The sequence below is a fragment of the Pedobacter sp. UYP1 genome, assembly GCF_040547305.1.
Lineage (GTDB): Bacteria > Bacteroidota > Bacteroidia > Sphingobacteriales > Sphingobacteriaceae > Pedobacter.
This window is the reverse complement of record NZ_JBEPPL010000002.1, coordinates 859,159-877,148: the sequence shown is the minus strand read 5'-3', so window position 1 is coordinate 877,148 and position 17,990 is coordinate 859,159. Positions and strand designations below refer to the sequence as shown.

17 protein-coding genes and 1 tRNA gene are annotated in these 17,990 nt (G+C 38.6%); 10 read left to right on the top strand and 8 right to left on the bottom strand.

From position 1 onward, the window contains the following. Positions 1-388: 388 nt before the first annotated feature. Positions 389-461: transfer RNA gene (locus ABIB30_RS07830), tRNA-Phe, on the bottom strand. A gap of 211 nt (positions 462-672) precedes the next feature. Between ABIB30_RS07830 and ABIB30_RS07825 the strand changes: the two genes are divergently transcribed. From ABIB30_RS07825 to ABIB30_RS07815, 3 genes are read left to right on the top strand one after another with little or no spacing between them, the layout of a single operon-like run. Beyond that, a complete protein-coding gene (locus tag ABIB30_RS07825; RefSeq protein WP_354300768.1) occupies positions 673-1,968 on the top strand; it encodes a 4Fe-4S dicluster domain-containing protein in 1,296 nt (431 codons plus the stop codon). A 27-nt stretch (positions 1,969-1,995) separates the two neighbouring features. Next, the gene (locus tag ABIB30_RS07820) at positions 1,996-2,796 is read left to right on the top strand and encodes a (Fe-S)-binding protein (RefSeq protein ID WP_111635253.1); all 801 of its coding nucleotides are present in this window, start codon (positions 1,996-1,998) and stop codon (positions 2,794-2,796) included. Next, on the top strand, positions 2,786-3,625 hold the full coding sequence (locus ABIB30_RS07815; protein WP_354300765.1) for an MBL fold metallo-hydrolase: 840 nt from the start codon (positions 2,786-2,788) through the stop codon (positions 3,623-3,625). Before ABIB30_RS07820 ends, ABIB30_RS07815 begins: the two co-directional genes overlap by 11 nt. On the opposite strand, the gene ABIB30_RS07810 is transcribed toward ABIB30_RS07815, so the two are convergent. Then, positions 3,549-4,025: a hypothetical protein gene (locus tag ABIB30_RS07810; protein ID WP_354300764.1), complete on the bottom strand. Its 477-nt coding sequence runs from the start codon at positions 4,023-4,025 to the stop codon at positions 3,549-3,551. The genes ABIB30_RS07815 and ABIB30_RS07810 overlap by 77 nt on opposite strands. A gap of 51 nt (positions 4,026-4,076) precedes the next feature. Between ABIB30_RS07810 and ABIB30_RS07805 the strand changes: the two genes are divergently transcribed. Next, complete coding sequence (locus tag ABIB30_RS07805; protein ID WP_354300762.1) at positions 4,077-4,556, top strand: ABC transporter ATPase; 480 nt, start codon at positions 4,077-4,079, stop codon at positions 4,554-4,556. 29 nt (positions 4,557-4,585) lie between these two features. Here ABIB30_RS07805 and mtgA read toward each other — a convergent pair whose 3' ends face one another. Then, complete coding sequence (gene mtgA / locus ABIB30_RS07800) at positions 4,586-5,314, bottom strand: monofunctional biosynthetic peptidoglycan transglycosylase (protein ID WP_354300760.1); 729 nt, start codon at positions 5,312-5,314, stop codon at positions 4,586-4,588. A gap of 104 nt (positions 5,315-5,418) precedes the next feature. Between mtgA and tal the strand changes: the two genes are divergently transcribed. Both tal and ABIB30_RS07790 read left to right on the top strand, forming a co-directional pair. Beyond that, entirely contained in the window at positions 5,419-6,516 is a 1,098-nt protein-coding gene (tal, locus tag ABIB30_RS07795; protein WP_354300758.1) for a transaldolase, read from the top strand. 35 nt (positions 6,517-6,551) lie between these two features. Continuing rightward, entirely contained in the window at positions 6,552-6,845 is a 294-nt protein-coding gene (locus ABIB30_RS07790; protein ID WP_354300756.1) for a hypothetical protein, read from the top strand. Positions 6,846-6,902: 57 nt separating this feature from the next. On the opposite strand, the gene rplI is transcribed toward ABIB30_RS07790, so the two are convergent. From rplI to ABIB30_RS07770, 4 genes are all read right to left on the bottom strand, one after another. After that, entirely contained in the window at positions 6,903-7,346 is a 444-nt protein-coding gene (gene rplI, locus ABIB30_RS07785; RefSeq protein ID WP_068403319.1) for a 50S ribosomal protein L9, read from the bottom strand. A gap of 9 nt (positions 7,347-7,355) precedes the next feature. Then, the gene (gene rpsR / locus ABIB30_RS07780; RefSeq protein WP_008244392.1) at positions 7,356-7,619 is read right to left on the bottom strand and encodes a 30S ribosomal protein S18; all 264 of its coding nucleotides are present in this window, start codon (positions 7,617-7,619) and stop codon (positions 7,356-7,358) included. Next, the gene (rpsF, locus tag ABIB30_RS07775; protein ID WP_037444035.1) at positions 7,619-7,981 is read right to left on the bottom strand and encodes a 30S ribosomal protein S6; all 363 of its coding nucleotides are present in this window, start codon (positions 7,979-7,981) and stop codon (positions 7,619-7,621) included. The genes rpsR and rpsF overlap by 1 nt, the downstream gene beginning before the upstream one ends. A gap of 106 nt (positions 7,982-8,087) precedes the next feature. Further along, on the bottom strand, positions 8,088-10,559 hold the full coding sequence (locus ABIB30_RS07770; RefSeq protein ID WP_354300754.1) for a TonB-dependent receptor: 2,472 nt from the start codon (positions 10,557-10,559) through the stop codon (positions 8,088-8,090). 200 nt (positions 10,560-10,759) lie between these two features. Between ABIB30_RS07770 and ABIB30_RS07765 the strand changes: the two genes are divergently transcribed. After that, the gene (locus ABIB30_RS07765; RefSeq protein ID WP_354300752.1) at positions 10,760-12,601 is read left to right on the top strand and encodes a DNA polymerase III subunit gamma/tau; all 1,842 of its coding nucleotides are present in this window, start codon (positions 10,760-10,762) and stop codon (positions 12,599-12,601) included. Here the strand turns inward: ABIB30_RS07765 and ABIB30_RS07760 are convergent. Next, on the bottom strand, positions 12,593-13,018 hold the full coding sequence (locus tag ABIB30_RS07760; protein WP_354300750.1) for a hypothetical protein: 426 nt from the start codon (positions 13,016-13,018) through the stop codon (positions 12,593-12,595). The genes ABIB30_RS07765 and ABIB30_RS07760 overlap by 9 nt on opposite strands. A 129-nt stretch (positions 13,019-13,147) precedes the next feature. Between ABIB30_RS07760 and ABIB30_RS07755 the strand changes: the two genes are divergently transcribed. The 3 genes from ABIB30_RS07755 to ABIB30_RS07745 all read left to right on the top strand — a co-directional run bounded on the left by ABIB30_RS07755 (position 13,148) and on the right by ABIB30_RS07745 (position 17,981). After that, the gene (locus ABIB30_RS07755) at positions 13,148-14,383 is read left to right on the top strand and encodes an isocitrate dehydrogenase (NADP(+)) (RefSeq protein WP_354300749.1); all 1,236 of its coding nucleotides are present in this window, start codon (positions 13,148-13,150) and stop codon (positions 14,381-14,383) included. A 223-nt stretch (positions 14,384-14,606) separates the two neighbouring features. Then, positions 14,607-15,923, top strand: a complete 1,317-nt coding sequence (locus tag ABIB30_RS07750; protein WP_354300746.1) for a PQQ-dependent sugar dehydrogenase — start codon at positions 14,607-14,609, stop codon at positions 15,921-15,923. Continuing rightward, positions 15,924-17,981: a TonB-dependent receptor gene (locus ABIB30_RS07745; protein ID WP_354300744.1), complete on the top strand. Its 2,058-nt coding sequence runs from the start codon at positions 15,924-15,926 to the stop codon at positions 17,979-17,981. Positions 17,982-17,990: the final 9 nt, after the last annotated feature.

The following is a 17,990-nucleotide window of genomic DNA, read 5'->3' as shown; positions in this document are numbered from 1 at the left end:
TTGACCTGGACTTGCCATGCTCTCGCGTTACTTTAGCACTGCTCTTACCCTAACGAGTACTCGGACAGTACTCAGGCAGTACCCGGCCGATATAGCTTTATTATTTAGCTATTTTGAATTTATTTACGAACAGCCCGGCCTTGTTTTGCCTGAGTCATTCCCATGCAAATTCAAAACTTTCAGCGCAACTTCCAGAGGCATAAGCGCATCAGTGATCGCAAAGACTTTCTGTTTAGCGTGTCAAAAATTTATGCTTACAAAAGAGCCTGCTCCACAAGTTGATGACTTGATCCATATCAAGGCTTACCCCTGCACAAGTATGTTATCCAAAATAAAAAACCTTTGAAAACAAAAAAGCTCCAGATTTCTCTGAAGCTTTTAGAAGAAGTGGTGTGGGCCGGGATCGAACCGGCGACACAAGGATTTTCAATCCTTTGCTCTACCGACTGAGCTACCGCACCATCTTATTTCAACATGTTTAACCATGTTCCCCTCGGTTGGGAGTGCAAATGTAGTTTCTTTTTTCGAATTGCAAAACTTTTTCTGAAAATAATTTAAAAACCCCTCAGAATTATTTAAAAAGGCTCTAAATTTGAAATAATTATGCAAGCATAGTATTTTTTGTCTGCTAATTATTTTAACTTAGCATGACTGTAAAAGATTAACCAAATAATGATTTCACAAATTCTATTTATAGCAATCACTTTAGCGGCTATCGCCTTATTCAGCTTCAACCTGAAAAAGGTCATCCGTAACATCAGAATTGGTAAAGCGGCAGACCGTACCGACCAGCCTCAAAAAAGATTGATGACCATGATCAGGGTTGCCCTTGGGCAAAGCAAAATGGTGGTACGTCCAATTCCTGCTGCACTGCATTTTGTAGTATATATCGGTTTTGTGATTATCAATATCGAGGTGCTCGAAATTATGATTGACGGCATGTTTGGCACTCACCGCGTATTTGGCGGGCTGGGCAGCTTGTATAACTTTTTGATAGGATCATTTGAGATTCTCGCTTTAGGGGTATGGGTTGGCTGTGCTATTTTCCTGATCAGGAGAAATATTTTAAAACTGAAAAGATTAAACAGCCCCGAATTGAAAGGCTGGCCAAAATCTGATGCCAATTATATCCTGATCACAGAAATCCTGCTAATGACCGCATTTCTGCTGATGAATGCAGCAGATGCTAAATTGCAGGCTTTAGGCGCACATCATTATATCACAGCAGGCGCTTTCCCTGTGAGTCAGTTTCTCCAGAACTTATTGCCAGGCAGCGAAAGCAGCCTGATCGCTATAGAAAGAGGCTGCTGGTGGTTCCACATTATCGGTATCCTTGCCTTCCTGAACTATTTACCTTATTCCAAACATTTCCATATCCTGTTTGCCTTTCCAAATACTTATTTCTCTAATCTGGAGCCAAAGGGTGAATTTACGAATATGCAAAGCGTAACCAATGAGGTTAAGGCTATGCTGGATCCGTCCTTCACTCCCCCTGAGGCTGAAGCAGGTCGCTTCGGTGCAAAGGATGTGAATGACCTGTCATGGGTAAACCTGATGAATGCTTATACCTGTACCGAATGCGGACGTTGTACTTCAGTATGTCCTGCCAACATTACAGGCAAACTGCTTTCTCCACGTAAGATCATGATGGATACCCGTGACCGCATGGAAGAAGTGGGTAAAAATATTGATAAAACAGGCGCTGGTTTTGAAGATGGCAAATCATTGATTGACGATTATATCACCAGAGAGGAACTATGGGCGTGTACAAGCTGTAATGCTTGTGTAGAGGCCTGTCCTATCAACATAGATCCACTGGCAATTATTACAGACCTCAGAAGGTATGCGGTAATGGAAGAATCTCAGGCTCCGGCAAGTATCAATGCGATGCTTGGAAACATTGAGAACAATGGCGCGCCATGGAAATATTCTCCGGCAGACCGTTTGAACTGGGCAAAAGAAAGTTAAATTTTAATCTATTACTCAAGCTGAATAATGAGCGAGAAACTAAATATAGAAGTGCCTACTATGGCAGAAATGATTGCCAGGGGCGAAGAACCTGAAATTTTATTCTGGGTAGGTTGTGCAGGCAGTTATGATGAACGCGCACAAAAAACAACAAGGGATATTTGCAAAATCCTTCACCATGTAGGTATTAAATATGCGGTATTGGGAACAGAAGAAAGCTGTACAGGTGATCCTGCCAAGCGTGCTGGAAATGAGTTCCTGTTTCAGATGCAGGCGATGACCAATATCGAAGTATTGAATGGTTATAATATCAAAAAAATTGTAACAGGCTGTCCGCATTGCTTCAATACGATTAAAAATGAGTATCCGGGTTTAGGGGGTAATTATGAGGTGATCCACCATACACAACTTATCCAGGATCTGATCAACGATGGCAAGCTGAAGGCTGAAGGCGGCGAAAGTTTTAAAGGTAAGAAAATCACCTATCATGACCCTTGTTATCTAGGACGTGGCAATGGTATATATGAAGCTCCAAGAAAAGCTTTAGAGGTTTTAGATGCACAATTAGTGGAGATGAAACGTTGTAAGTCTAACGGTCTTTGTTGTGGTGCTGGCGGTGCTCAGATGTTCAAAGAACCGGAAAAGGGGAATAAAGACATCAATATAGAAAGAATCGAAGAGGCATTGGAAACTAATCCAAACATTATTGCAGCAGGTTGTCCTTTCTGTATGACCATGTTAAGTGATGGTGTTAAAATGAAAGATCAGAACCAAAATGTCCAGGTATTAGATATTGCAGAAATTACCGTAAGAGCAAATGGGTTGTAATCCCCTTTTTATTACTTCAATAAATTCAGGCAGCAATGGCAATTGTTATTACGTGGGTAATGCAAAGGAGGCTGTACTGATTGATGCTGGGATATCCTGCCGGGAAACTGAGAAACGGATGCTGCGTCTGGGTTTATCTATGGGTAAAGTGAAAGCTATTTTCATTTCACATGAACATGGTGACCATATCCGTGGCTTAACTGTCATGGCGAAAAAATACCGCATCCCGGTTTATATCACTCCGGGAACAATTGGTAACAGCAAGCTGGAATTGCCAGAAGAGTTGATCAACTCATTCTTCAGTCACCAGGTAGTCCAGATCGGATCGTTGCAAATCACTTGTTTTCCTAAAATTCATGATGCAGCAGAACCGCATAGTTTCATGGTTTCATGCGGAGAAATTAAAGTTGGTGTGTTTACTGATCTTGGTGTAGTTTGTGAACAGCTTACCCAGCATTTCAAACAATGTGATGCAGCTTTTCTGGAAGCGAATTATGATGAAGATCTTTTACGCAATGGCAATTACCCCTATTACCTTAAAAAAAGGATTAGTGACGGCTTTGGCCACCTGAGTAACAAACAAGCCTTAGAACTGTTCACAACGTCCCGTCCGGCCAATCTGACACACTTATTACTTGCACATTTATCAAAAGACAATAACAACCCGGATTTAGTAGAAAACCTGTTCAAAGAACATGCACAAGATACCATGATTGTTGTGGCTCCGCGTGATATGGAAACCCCGCTTTTTACTATTGGCGGATCTTCTGGCTCATCTGCTGAAATTTCTCCATTAGCTGATTCAGCTCCTCTGGTTCAATATTCTTAAGTGGTATGGCCATAAAAGTGGCCATACTATCAATATCATTACCTTTAATATCATTAAAAGTCTGCACAATGACATCATCCCCTTTGGTACGCAAAATCAAATTGCCGGATTGTGCTGTCCCTGCATAATCCAAATCCTTGTATTTTAAAAAGTTAAAAGAGAAGTATTCTATCTTTCCATTGTTAAAAAAACATTTATAACGACAGAAGCCACTGTTAGTAACCCGTAATTCGTACTTCTTTATACTCCCTCCTTTAGCTTCTTTATTATAGTGGTCTTCTAATTTTTGCTGTACGTATATTGCTTCTTCTTCAGCTGGGCCATAGGATGAAAAAGAGAGAAAAACAGCACATAACAATGTATACGCACTAATTTTTAAGGAGATTGTAAACTTTTTCATCTCAATTGCTATTTGGGTAAATCAATTTAAATAAAATGTTAAATTTGTGATATGAGTTTTTCTCCACAATCAAAAGTTTGGATCTATCAGAGCGATCGTGAATTCAGTGACCAGGAGGTTAGTGCAATTCAGCAACAGTTGGACGGTTTTACTGCACAATGGAAAGCCCATGGCCACCAGTTACAGGCAAAAGCAGAAATCAGGTACAATTATTTTATTATTTTCACAGTAGACGAAGCTACAGCTGGCGCTACAGGGTGTTCTATTGACGCTTCAGTACGCATCATTAAAGGAATTGAAACCGAATATGGAGCTGATTTATTTAACCGCTTCAATATGGCTTATAAAGTTGACGGGAAAGTAATTGTTGTCAATAAGGAAGATTTCGAAACACTAATCAGTATTAAGAATATAACGCCGGATTCTATTGTGTTTAACAATATGGTTCAGACATTGGAAGATTTCCAGACCAAATGGGAAGTTCCTTTCAGGGATAGCTGGCATAATAAAGTTTTCGCGGATTTACTTTAACCCGCGAAAACTTATAGTCAATAACTGGCCTACTTAAATTTTATTGGGCCAAGGTTTCTTATATTTTTCATAATCAGATATTGTCTGTGCCTGATATACAGCGTGGGATGCGAAGGTGTCCAGCGTAACGGGTTAGGAAAACAGGCTACGATCAATGCAGCTTCAGATCTGTTTAATTGTCTGCATGATTTTCCGTAATAGCTTTGTGAGGCCGCTTCTGCCCCATAAATACCATCCCCCATTTCAATTACATTCAGATAGACTTCCAATATCCGCTGTTTACTCCACATCATTTCAATCAGTACTGTAAAGTAAGCCTCAAAACCTTTGCGTACCCAGGATCTTCCAGGCCATAAAAAAACATTCTTGGCTGTTTGCTGTGATATAGTGCTTCCTCCTTTGACCTTAGTGCTATCTCCTTTATTAGCACTGTATGCCCTGCCAATAGCTTTCATATCAAAGCCCCAGTGATGCACAAACTTCTGATCTTCACCAGCGATAGCTGCACGTTTGATCTGATCTGACATTTCACTGAGTTTCACCCAGTCCTTTTCTGTTTTAAAGGTTTTACCATCAGATTTACGTTCAATATTACGTAAGATCATTAAAGACGTAAAAGGAGGGTTAATAAAGCGGTAAGCCAAAACCCAGAGGATCGTGCTGAGAAAAAACCATAAAATACATTTTCCTATTGATATTGGTAAATTCCTGAAGTCGAATTTTCTCTTTTTAGTGCTTTTGCCACGTTTTACAGCCATCGCTCAAAGGTAGATAAAAATAGAGATTTGTCATGTCAGTGCATATATTTAAAGCAGAATAAACATTAAGACGATTTACTTGTTTTGGATTAAAACAATACAATATGGAAGCGAATAAAGTAAAAAAAATACATGATTATGGTCAAAGTATATGGCTGGACTTTATTGACCGTGATATCATCAAATCTGGTAAGTTAAAAGAACTGATTGAAATTGATGGCGTAAGGGGGCTAACTTCTAACCCAGCCATATTCGAAAAAGCGATTAGCAGCAGTGCTGATTATGATGCTGATATCGCTGAACTGTCAAAAGAGAAAATAAGCAACGAAGATATTTTTTACCGTCTTGCAATTAAAGACATCCAGCAGGCAGCAGATCTATTACTCCCAGTGTACAATGAAGAAGTAGCAGGTGCGGATGGTTATGCAAGTCTGGAGGTTTCTCCACTCTTAGCCCTTGATACTGAAGGTACAATTAAACAAGCTTTACAACTTTGGAAAGAAGTAGACCGTAAAAATGTAATGATCAAGATTCCTGGTACACAACCAGGGTTAGCCGCCATTAAGAAGACTATCTCTGAAGGACTGAATATCAACGTAACTTTGTTATTTGGACTGGAACGCTATAAACAGGTGACAGATGCTTACCTGGAAGGGTTAGAAGAACGTGTGGCAAGAAACGAGAGTATTAAAGATATCGCATCAGTAGCCAGCTTCTTCTTAAGCCGTATAGATGTACTGGTTGATCCTATCCTGGAAGAAAAGCATTTGGGTGAGTTAAAAGGTGAAGTTGCAATCGCTTCTGCAAAAAAAGCATATGAGATTTATCAGCAGGTTTTCAGCGGAGAAAGATGGGAAAAACTAGCCGCACTTGGCGCCAGACCTCAGCGTCTGCTTTGGGCAAGTACAAGTAGTAAAAATCCTGCTTTTAAGGATACTAAATATGTAGAGGCGCTGATTGGCCCTGATACGGTAGATACTATCCCTATGGAAACATTGGAAGCCTACCGTGATCATGGTGATCCGGAAAGCCGCCTTGGGATTGATCTTGATGGTGCATCTGCTATATTAGCACAATTACGCCATGAAGATATTGATCTGGCTAAACTTACCCAGCAACTGGAGGATGAAGGGATCGAAAAATTCAATGCCCCATACGAGAAATTATTAAATGCTATTGAAAAGCAAAAACAATTGGCTTAATAACTAGATTTGCGCTTACATTCAGATCAGAAAAAATGAAGTTTACAGCATCAAGGCTCTCAGAGGGAAACAAGGTTTTTCCAGCAGAAATCTATTTAGAAGAAAACAGTATTGAAATAAAAGTACCGGGTTTATTTAGTGGAGACTCTAAGTACCTGAATTATGAAGACATTACTTCGATTGAAGTTGACTCTCCAATGATTGGATTTGCAACTTTACGCTTATTTGTGAATGGCAATAAGGTAGAAATTCATGGTTTCTCTAAAAAAGATATCAAAGAGATCCGGAAAGTAATAGATGAAAACAGATCTAAAAGAAGAAGAATTTAAAGCATAAAAAAAGCGTTCCTAACCGGAACGCTTTTTTTATATTCGTTTAAGATGAGATTACTCAGCTACAACTGCGAAAGGAACTTTAACTTTCACTTCTTTGTGTAAGTTTAAGTTAGCGATATATTCACCAACAAATTTAGGTTCAGTTTCGAAAGTGATACGGCGACGGTCAACATCAAAACCTTGTTGTTTTAATGCATCAGCAATCATAATAGTGTTTACTGCACCAAAGATTTTACCAGTTTCACCAGCTTTAGCACCGATACTCAATTTAACATCAGCTAAACGAGTTGCGATACCTTCAGCATCTTTCTTAATTTTATCTTGTTTAAACGCTGCTTGTTTTAAGTTCTCTGCTAATACTTTTTTAGCAGATGGAGTAGCTAAAGCACCAAATCCTTGTGGGATAAGGTAGTTACGTCCGTAACCTGGCTTTACGTTTACAATATCATCCTTCTCTCCAAGAGATTTGATGTCCTGTTTTAATATAATTTCCATGTTCAGCTCTTATTTTAATTGGTCAGCAACGAAAGGTAACAAACCAATGTGGCGAGAACGTTTAACCGCTTGAGCCACTTTACGTTGAAATTTCAATGAAGTACCGGTTAAGCGGCGAGGTAAAATTTTACCTTGATCATTGATGAATTTTAACAAAAAGTTTGCGTCTTTATAATCAATATATTTAATACCATTCTTTTTGAAACGGCAATATTTTTTTCTGTTATCGTCCACTTTTGGAGCGGTAACATATTGTATCTGATCTTTAGCCATTATGCTGCAGCCTCCTCTTTCTTAGGTTTTTTGTTAAAAGCACCACTGCGTTTCTTCTCATTATAAGCAACCGCGTGACGGTCTAATCTAATGGTAAGGAAACGAAGAACACGCTCATCGCGTTTTAGTTCTAATTCCAATTTGTTAATTAATTCACCTGAAGATTTGTATTCTGTAAGGTGGAAAAATCCGCTTGCTTTTTTTTCAATCGGATACGCTAATTTTCTCAAACCCCAATTGTCCTCTTGAACAATTTCGGCACCGCTGTCAGTGATGATTTTGCTGAATTTCGCTAATGCTTCTTTCGCAACTTCTTCTGACAACAACGGGGTTAGAACGATAACAGTTTCGTACTGATTCATTGTTATGATTATTTTATGTTAAATCCTGTGTTAAACAGGGATGCAAACTTAGGAATAATTTTCTACAATTCAAAACATTTAAAGCTTGCCAAACAGGTAATTAACACTAAAATGAACAAATTACCTTAACACCAATACTCCTTCCCATGCCTTGTATTCCTCTGTATCCATTTGATGACTGCTCGTAATATTCAAAATATTTAAGCCGGCTTAAATTAGATTGATAAGTTTCATTAAATAAATTATTGACTTGTACTTGAACCTGCAGCGGATGTTTCTTTGAATAATTAATTGTTGCTCCGGCAGCTACATTAAAAAGTAAATACGATGAAGTAGACGTTTCTGTATCATTTAATGCCAGATAACGATTTTGCGCGCCATTATATTCACCTTCTGCCCTAAAATTCATTGCAGGAACCAATTTGGAATTAAGTTTGATATCCTGACTTACACTACTTAATAACCTGACAGGCGGAATAAGTGGTAAATACTCCCCTCCTGATTTCTTATCTTTAAACATCGCTTTTCTATTAAATCCATAAATCATTGAAAATGAATTATCGAATGAAAAGCCTTTCCATGATTCCGGGTGAAGATTAAAAGTAGCCTCAAATCCATAAAGCTGTGCAGATGACTGTTGATATTGATAGGTCTTATCTCCCTGAGCACTAATAATCGGATTTCCAGCAGCATCCAACAACTGGCTCAGATAAATATAATTCTGAATATTATTATTGAAAACACTAAATGACATAGATAGCTCTTTCCATGTAATATCTGCACCAATATCTTCTTGCAAAGAGAATTCAGGTTTAAAATCCCGGTTTCCCAGGTAAATGATATGGGCACCAGGGTCTAATCCATTAGAAGCAAATTCCGTAATACTAGGTGCCCGGTATCCTCTTGCAATATTAGCTTTTAAACTTACCTGATCATTCAATTGATAAGTCGTTCCTAAACTTAATGATATCCCTCCAAAAGATTTATCAAAAGAAGGGAATTGCAAATTTGCCTTTGGATCTTCTGCAGGCGAAACACGCTGACCAAAACCTGTCTGTGCATTTATTGAAGTGTAAAAATCATTTGCCTTTAAATAACGTAAGTCAGACCGGACACCTCCGCCAATCGTCCACCTTTCATACTTCCATTTCGCAAACAAATAAGCTCCTGCATCAAATAAACTATAATCCGGAATCGGAAAATCTGTTGCATTCTTATTTAAATTGTTCTGGTACATTCCATTTATACCAAAAGTAAATTCCGTGTTTAATATTTTAGGCGCATTGTATTTTACGCCATAATTTAAGGTATTTAACCTCACAAACATTCCCGCCTGATCTGGCATAGTCGGATGATTATACTCTCTGCGGATGTTTTGCTGGAAAGCTAACATTACATCAATATCCCCTTCACCAAGCGTATAATGGTTATTGTTATAAATACGGTAATGTTGAATATGCTGATGCAAAGGACTAAGCGCATAAGAATTTAACAGCGCATCAGAGACAATGGGACGGTTCTTAATATCATCCAGATCTCCTTCATAAATTTGATGTGTAAATTTCCTGGACAAGGAGTCACGACTGCCATCAGGAATCCCTTGAATATTATCATAAAGTGTGAAGTTAAGTGTTGAATTCCCATTATTGCTCTGATAGCGGACGGCACCAGAGGCATTTGTTTCTCTGAACCCTGTATTGTAAACTCTCCCATCTATAGCATTGCTGTAATTTTTAGCTATACGATAAGAACCCCGCAATGCAAAGGCCCAGCGATTTTTCGAATAAAACAGCCCTATCCCATTTCCAATCAAACCATTATTACTTTGGTATTCAGACAAGACCTTACCATGTAAAAGACCATCATCAATTGCTGGCACAGAAGACATCAGGCTAACTACACCAGCAAGCGCATCACTGCCATACATTAAACTGGCCGGCCCTTTGATGACTTCAGAGCGCTCAATATTATAGGCGTCAACTTCGATACCGTGTTCATCGCCCCACTGCTGCCCTTCCTGGCGAATTCCATCATATAAGGTTAATACCCTATTATAGCCAAGCCCTCTGATAAAAGGTTTTGAAATATTAGGCCCGGTTTTCACGGCGTTAAGTCCTGGTACATTTCTCACCAGTACATCTATAATATTACTCTCTGAAGACTGCTCTATCTTCTTTTTAGAAACTGATACAATAGGAACAGGATTTTCTTTTGTAAGTGTTGCTCTGGAAACACCAGTCACTACAACTTCACTCAATGCATCTGCTTTTGTCTCCAATAATATTTCATAATACTTTTTACTGGTGTCAATTGATACCGTATCTGGCCTGTAACCTAAATAAGAGATTAAAAGTTTTCCATTATTCAAATGCGGAGGAACAGACAATTTGAATTTCCCCTGTCGATCAGCGACAGCAGTTTTTTTAGAATTTTTGAGTTTTATAGTACCCCCACCGATAACTTCCTGGCTATTGACATCCCTGACCACCCCGGAAATTTCAATGTCTTGCGCTATCCCTTTTACAGAAAATAGCAGAAACAAAATGAACATCCATCGTTTAAATATTAGTTTTAGCATAATCACAATAAATTTTTAGTTTCAGCAAATCTAATAAATTAGATTTAGCTAATTTTAATAATTACACAAAACTAAAAACAAAATATAATAAGACTAATAGACCCCATAGTATCAAATGATCGCTATAACCACAATGTGTTTCATTTTATTTTGTCCAAAATCCCTTCTGCTCCATAAAAATTTTATAATTTCGCAGTGAAATGGAAAATTTTATTGTCTCGGCTCGTAAGTATCGTCCAGCAACGTTTGAAACTGTTGTAGGACAAAACCACATTACCGGAACTTTAAAAAATGCGATTAAAAATAATCAGCTCGCCCAGGCATTTCTTTTTTGCGGACCAAGGGGGGTTGGTAAAACAACTTGTGCAAGGATTCTCGCCAAAACAATTAACTGTACTAATTTAACCAGTGAAGTTGAAGCCTGTGGAACTTGTGAATCATGTGTTTCATTTCAGACTGGTCACTCTTTCAACTTTCATGAGTTGGATGCTGCATCCAACAATTCAGTAGACGACATACGCAGCCTGATTGAGCAGGTCCGTATCCCGCCACAAGCTGGCAAATACAAAATTTATATTATAGATGAGGTACACATGCTTTCTGCAAATGCATTCAATGCATTTTTGAAAACACTGGAGGAACCGCCTTCTTATGCCATATTTATACTGGCAACAACAGAAAAGCATAAAATCTTACCAACTATCCTTTCACGTTGTCAGATCTTTGACTTCAACAGGATTCAGGTAGATGACATTTCCAGTCACCTGAATAAGATTGCTATCCGTGAACAAATTACTGTAGAAGCAGACGGGCTGCATATTATTGCCCAAAAAGCAGATGGTGGTTTACGCGATGCGCTTTCGATGTTTGACCAGATCGTAAGTTATACCAATAAGAATCTGACTTATAAAGCTGTAATCGATAATCTGAATATTCTGGATTACGACTACTATTTTAAGCTGACTCAATATCTTAACAATGCAGACGTAAGTTTAGCACTGGTATTATTCGATGAAATTCTGAACAATGGTTTTGATGGAAACAATTTCATTAATGGACTGGCAAGTCACCTGCGCAATTTATTAGTCAGCAAAGACCCGCAAACAGTAAAGCTACTGGAAGTCAGCGAGAATATTAAACAGAAATATATCTCGCAAAGTCAGCAAATACAGGTATCGTTTATTCTTACGGCACTTAACCTGGCTAATCAGTGTGATCTTACCTATAAGAACAGCAAAAATCAGCGGCTGCAAGTTGAATTGGCACTGATTAAGATGTGTCATATTCCATCAGTCCTGCAACTCGCGCAACTACCCCATACTGCATCTACAACAGCAACTGACACAGATCAGACTAAAAAAAAAACTGATGTAAAAACTGCGCCTGTAGTGAATGTGGAAAGGCCTGAGCCTCTGCCACCTCCTGCAGGAATGTCCGCTAAACCTATAGAAACGCCCGTTAAATCTACTGCTTCAATACCTCCGGTTATTCCTGCTGAAGTTAGCCGCGTTTCAGTAACTCCTAATCTGAACTCTGTTAATAAGATTGCTTTAAAACCGAATCCTTTAGGAAATATGACTGGAGGAACGATGATACCATCCCTTACCTCCCTTACCAATGCAGACGGTGGTATAGAAAGTAATGAACCAAAATTCGTATTTGGTGAAGAGAAAGAACCTTTCACTCATGAAGAGTTAATGGTACTCTGGAAAGAATACAGACAAAAGATTAAAGAAGAAAATAAAATCAACTTTTATACTATACTGACTACAAATGATCCAGAGCTAACCACCCCTGAACAAATTACAGTATGTATTACTAACCTTGCACAGGAAAGTATCCTTCAGAATGAACTGGTAGAATTTCTAAATTTCCTGAGAACAAGGTTAAAGAATTACAGCGTAGGAATCGTTACTAAAAGAGTAGAAAATAAGATTGAAAACCGATTGTATACCAGCATTGAAAAATACCATTATCTTTTAGAAAAGAATCCTAAACTGGAAGACATGCGTAAACGCCTGAATCTGGATCTGCTACCTTAATTTAGGCTCATCATTTTTCGGATATCCTTCTTCATCAAGATCTGTACGCTCATCTTCTGATGTTCTGGCAAGAAATTCATCTTCAGGATTGACTTCTACAATATTTCCGTGATCAATGTGCATTCCCTGATTATCCAGCTCAGCTTTTCTCTTTTCCGCCCAGGTCGCATACTCATCACCTACATATGGATTGGCCTCATCGTAATCTGAATTTTCATCACCACCGTTCTCTGCTGTAGTATCATATGGAAGTGGATGATCATAGTCCTTATCCGGCCCTTTTACATCAAGCTCGTAACTATTTTTCTCTTTATCAAAAGACAACTGGTTAAAATCTTTTGTCTCTCCTAAGTCAGAATCATGAAGTTTATCTCCAGAACCTTTACTTTCACCTGCATTATTTGCGTCTGTAACCATAGCTTAATGTTTTATGTCAATATAACGTTACTTAATCTTCATTTGTTTTGGTAATTTACGCGAAAATGAGGCTATAAACTCAAAATTTATATCTTTGTTTTTTTATAAAGTTAAAATTGAAACCATAATATGTCTGTACAAAAAATTAAAGTAGACCAGCCAGTTGTAGAGTTAGATGGTGATGAGATGACCCGTATCATCTGGAAATTCATTAAGGATAAACTGATTTTACCTTATCTTGATCTTGATATTAAATATTATGATCTTGGTATAGAATACCGTGATGAGACTAATGATCAGGTAACTATTGATTCAGCTGAAGCCATTAAAAAATACGGTGTGGGTATTAAATGTGCTACCATTACTCCTGATGAAGACCGCGTAAAAGAATTTAATTTAAAACAAATGTGGAAGTCACCAAACGGAACCATCCGTAATATTTTAGATGGTACTGTTTTCCGTGAACCAATTGTGATGAGCAATGTTCCTCGTTTAGTGCCAAACTGGACTGCACCGATCTGCATCGGCCGTCATGCTTTTGGTGACCAATACCGTGCTACTGATTTAGTAACTAAAGGAAAAGGTAAATTAACTTTGACATTCACTCCTGAAGACGGTGGTGAAGTTCAGTCATTCGATGTATATAACTTCAAAGGTGATGGTGTTGCTTTAGCAATGTACAACACTGATGAAAGTATCCGTGGTTTTGCACATGCTTGTTTCAATCAGGCATTAATCAAAAAATGGCCGTTATACTTATCTACAAAAAACACTATTCTTAAAAAATATGATGGTCGTTTCAAAGATATCTTCCAGGAGATTTATGAAAATGACTTCTTAACTAAATTTAAAGAAGCAGGTATTACTTATGAGCACCGTTTAATCGATGACATGGTAGCTTCTGCCTTGAAATGGAATGGTAATTTTGTTTGGGCTTGTAAAAACTATGACGGAGACGTTCAATCTGATACAGTTGCACAAGGATTTGGTTCATTAGGCTTAATGACTTCAGTATTAGTTACACCAGATGGAAAAACTATGGAAGCAGAAGCAGCGCATGGTACTGTAACCCGTCACTACCGTGATCACCAAGCTGGTAAACCAACTTCTACTAACCCTATTGCTTCTATCTTTGCATGGACAAGAGGATTGGAATTCCGTGGTGTACTAGATAACAATCAGCCATTAATCAACTTCTGTCACGCTTTAGAGCAGGTTTGTATTGAAACTGTTGAAAGTGGGAAAATGACTAAAGATTTAGCTGTTTGTATCCATGGTAACAAAGTAGAGCATGGTAAACACTATTTATATACTGAAGAATTCTTAGCTGCAATTGATGAAAACTTACAATCAAAACTAGCTTAGTTACTGAGGTAATTTTATTTTAAAAGTCCTGCTCTTCATTGAGCAGGACTTTTTTTTTAGAACGCCCTGTACCTAAAACAATTTTAATACTTAAATTCACAGCTCACATTGAAATATATTTTTTTCATGAAACATCCTTTCAATTAACTTGTTAACAAAATAGCTTTAGCAAGCTCCTGATTATCATTAATTTAATATATGCACTCTTAAAAACCATATTCCAATGAAAAGATATCTTCTTTTGCTGAGTACCGTCCCATTCATACTTTCTTGTAATTCGCAAACAAAAACGAATACAACAAAGACAGATACAGTGGGTACTGATACAACTACAAATGCATTGAACCTGCCGGCACCAGATACCGGCGCTTCAAAAACCAAATTCAGTAAAGTAATAGGATGGCCAGCAGAAAAAACGCCTGTAGCACCTGCAGGGTTTACTGTTACTAAGTTTGCAGGAAATATTAAAAGTCCAAGAAATATTTATGTCGCTCCTAACGGTGATATATTGGTTGTACTTTCTAACTCTGAGCGTAATACCAAAGAGAAAATTGCCAATGCTTTAAGTGGCAAAGATAAAGCAGAAGTAAGCGGCTCAAGTGCGAATACGGTACTGCTGTTCAGAGACACCAATAAGGATGGTAAATTTGACTTACAGACAACCCTTTTATCTGGACTGGATCAGCCTTACGGCGTTTTGATTATTGGTAACTCATTTTATGTAGCCAATACTGATGGCCTTTATGTATATCCTTACAAAACTGGTGACACCAAAATTACTGCGAAAGGCAAAAAAATTGTAGAGTTGCCTGCAGGTGGATATAACAATCATTGGACGAGAAATCTGATTACCAATGCTGATCATTCTAAAATATATATTACAGTAGGATCTGGGAGCAATGCAGGTGAGAATGGCATGGAACACGAAGTACGCCGTGCTAATATTCTGGAAGTCAATCTTGACGGAACGGGTGAAAAAATATATGCAGCAGGATTAAGAAATCCCGTAGGTGTGGCCTGGGCACCTGTTACCAATGTGTTATGGACCGCCGTGAATGAACGCGATGGACTTGGAGACGATCTTGTACCTGATTATATCACTGGTGTTAAGCCAGGAGGCTTTTACGGCTGGCCATATTCTTACTACGGTCAGCATGAAGATCCAAGATTAAAAGGCCAGCATCCTGAGCTGGTTAAATCTGCTCTTGTTCCTGATGTTGCAGTTGGTTCACATACTGCCTCTTTAGGGCTGACATTTTATACGGCTAAAAAGTTTCCTGAAAAATACCTGAATGGAGCTTTCATTGGTCAGCATGGCTCATGGAACCGCTCAGTACTGGCAGGTTACAAAATAGCTTTTATCCCTTTTAAAGATGGGAAGCCAGCCGGAAAATTAGAAGATTTTCTAACAGGTTTCATTGCAGACGAAGCTAAAGGCGAAGTTTATGGTCGCCCCGTTGGTGTAGCTGTTGCAAACGACGGCGCATTATTAGTTGCAGATGATGTAAGTGGTGTGGTTTGGAGAGTCGCGGCCAAATAGATGAAGCAATTCATTACGCTCCTACTTCTGACCTTAACTTTAAAGGGTTTTAGTCAGATTAAACCAGATACAACCAAGAAACTTGAAGAGGTTATTATTCGTCCTTATTTTTCTACGCAGCCCTTGTTAAGAACAACAGGGGCTGTTGCTATTTTAGACAAAAAAACCTTTGATCAGCAACCAAACAGTTCCTTAGTCACTGCTGTAAATACCATATCAGGAGTACGTATGGAAGAACGTTCTCCGGGAAGCTACAGGTTATCTATAAGAGGAAGTCTGTTACGTTCTCCCTTCGGAATCAGGAATGTTAAGATTTATTTTGACGAATTTCCCTTGACTGATGCGGGTGGCAACAGCTACCTGAATGCGCTGGACTTGTCTGGCATACAAAATATTCAAATCCTGAAAGGCCCTCAAAGCAGCATTTATGGTGCTAATTCGGGAGGCGTTGTGTTGATAGCTCCCAATACGCTGACGACAGACAGCACCCAGCTTTCCTTAAATCTTACTGGCGGCTCATTTGGCTTATTCCATGAAAATCTGAATTTAGGTAAAAGATGGAAAAATTACACCCTCAGTATTAACCAGTCTTATCAGAGAAGCGATGGTTTCCGGGATCATAGCAAAATGGAAAGGAAATACTTCCAGATACATCAAAAATGGGACTATGCACCGAAATCAAATCTGAAAGCTCTATTATTCTACAGTGATTTGCAGTATGAAACTCCAGGAGGGCTAACAGCTGCAGAGTATGAATTAAACCCAAAAGCTGCAAGACCGGCATTTGGTAAAACCAGAAGTCCGGCAGAGCAGCAAGCAGGAATTTACAGCAAGACATTTTATGCAGGTGTAACGAACAACTGGCAATTAAATTCACAGTTTAAACATGTCCTTTCTGCTTTTACTTCTTATACAGATTTTAAGAATCCATTCCTTACAAATTATGAACACCGTAAAGAATTCACAATCGGAATTCGAACATATGTGGAATACTTTAAAAAATCAGAGGATATAACATGGAGGTTCAATTTAGGTTTAGAAGCCGCCAAAACGGCCTCAAACATCAATAACAAAGATAATGACTATGGAACCCCAGGCAACTTACAAGCTTCAGACCGACTAAAAGCTGCAACCAATTTTAGTTATGCACATTTAAATGTGGATATCTTTCAAAAGTTTTTACTCGAATTTTCAGTCAGCGGGAACTTATATCAATACAAATATGAACGTATAGCTCCTGTCCCTGATCCTCAGAAAACCAAGAATTTTGACTTGCAGTTTATGCCAAGAGCAGCACTCTCCTACTTGCTAAATAAAGAGTTATCCTTACGCGGATCCGTTAGCCGGGGTTATTCACCACCAACACTTGCCGAAATAAGGGCATCTGACAATGTGATCAATATTGACTTACAGCCAGAGAGTGGATGGAATTATGAAACAGGTATCAGATACCAGACAGAAAACCGAAGGGTATCCCTGGATCTCAACAGCTTTTACTACCAGCTAAAAAACGCAATAGTAAGAAGACTAAACGAAAATGCTACAGAGTTTTTCATTAATGCAGGCGGAACAAAGCAATGGGGACTTGAAGCCTCTGCATCAGCATGGTTAATTCTGCCAAATAAAAATACAACTATAAGAGGATTGTCAATTAATAGTGCTTATACACTGAGTCGTTTTAAATTCGATCATTACCTGGATCGTACAATAGACCTTTCCGGAAAAGATCTTACCGGTGTTCCAAAAAACGTGATCGTCACCTCCATAGATCTGCAACTTCCAAAAGGATTCTATATTTTCCTCCAGCACAACTATACCTCAAGAATTCCGCTAACCGATGCCAATACTATTTATGCCAGAGACTACCACCTGATACAAAGCAAAATCGGCTGGAAAGAACTGCATATTGCAAACACGCAGGTAGAAATCTTCGCCGGAGCCGACAACCTGCTCAATCAAAACTACAGCCTTGGTAATGACCTGAATGCTGCCGGAGGAAGATATTTCAATCCTGCTGCAACCAGAAGTTTTTACGGAGGGCTCAATATTAATTTCTAAAAAAACTAT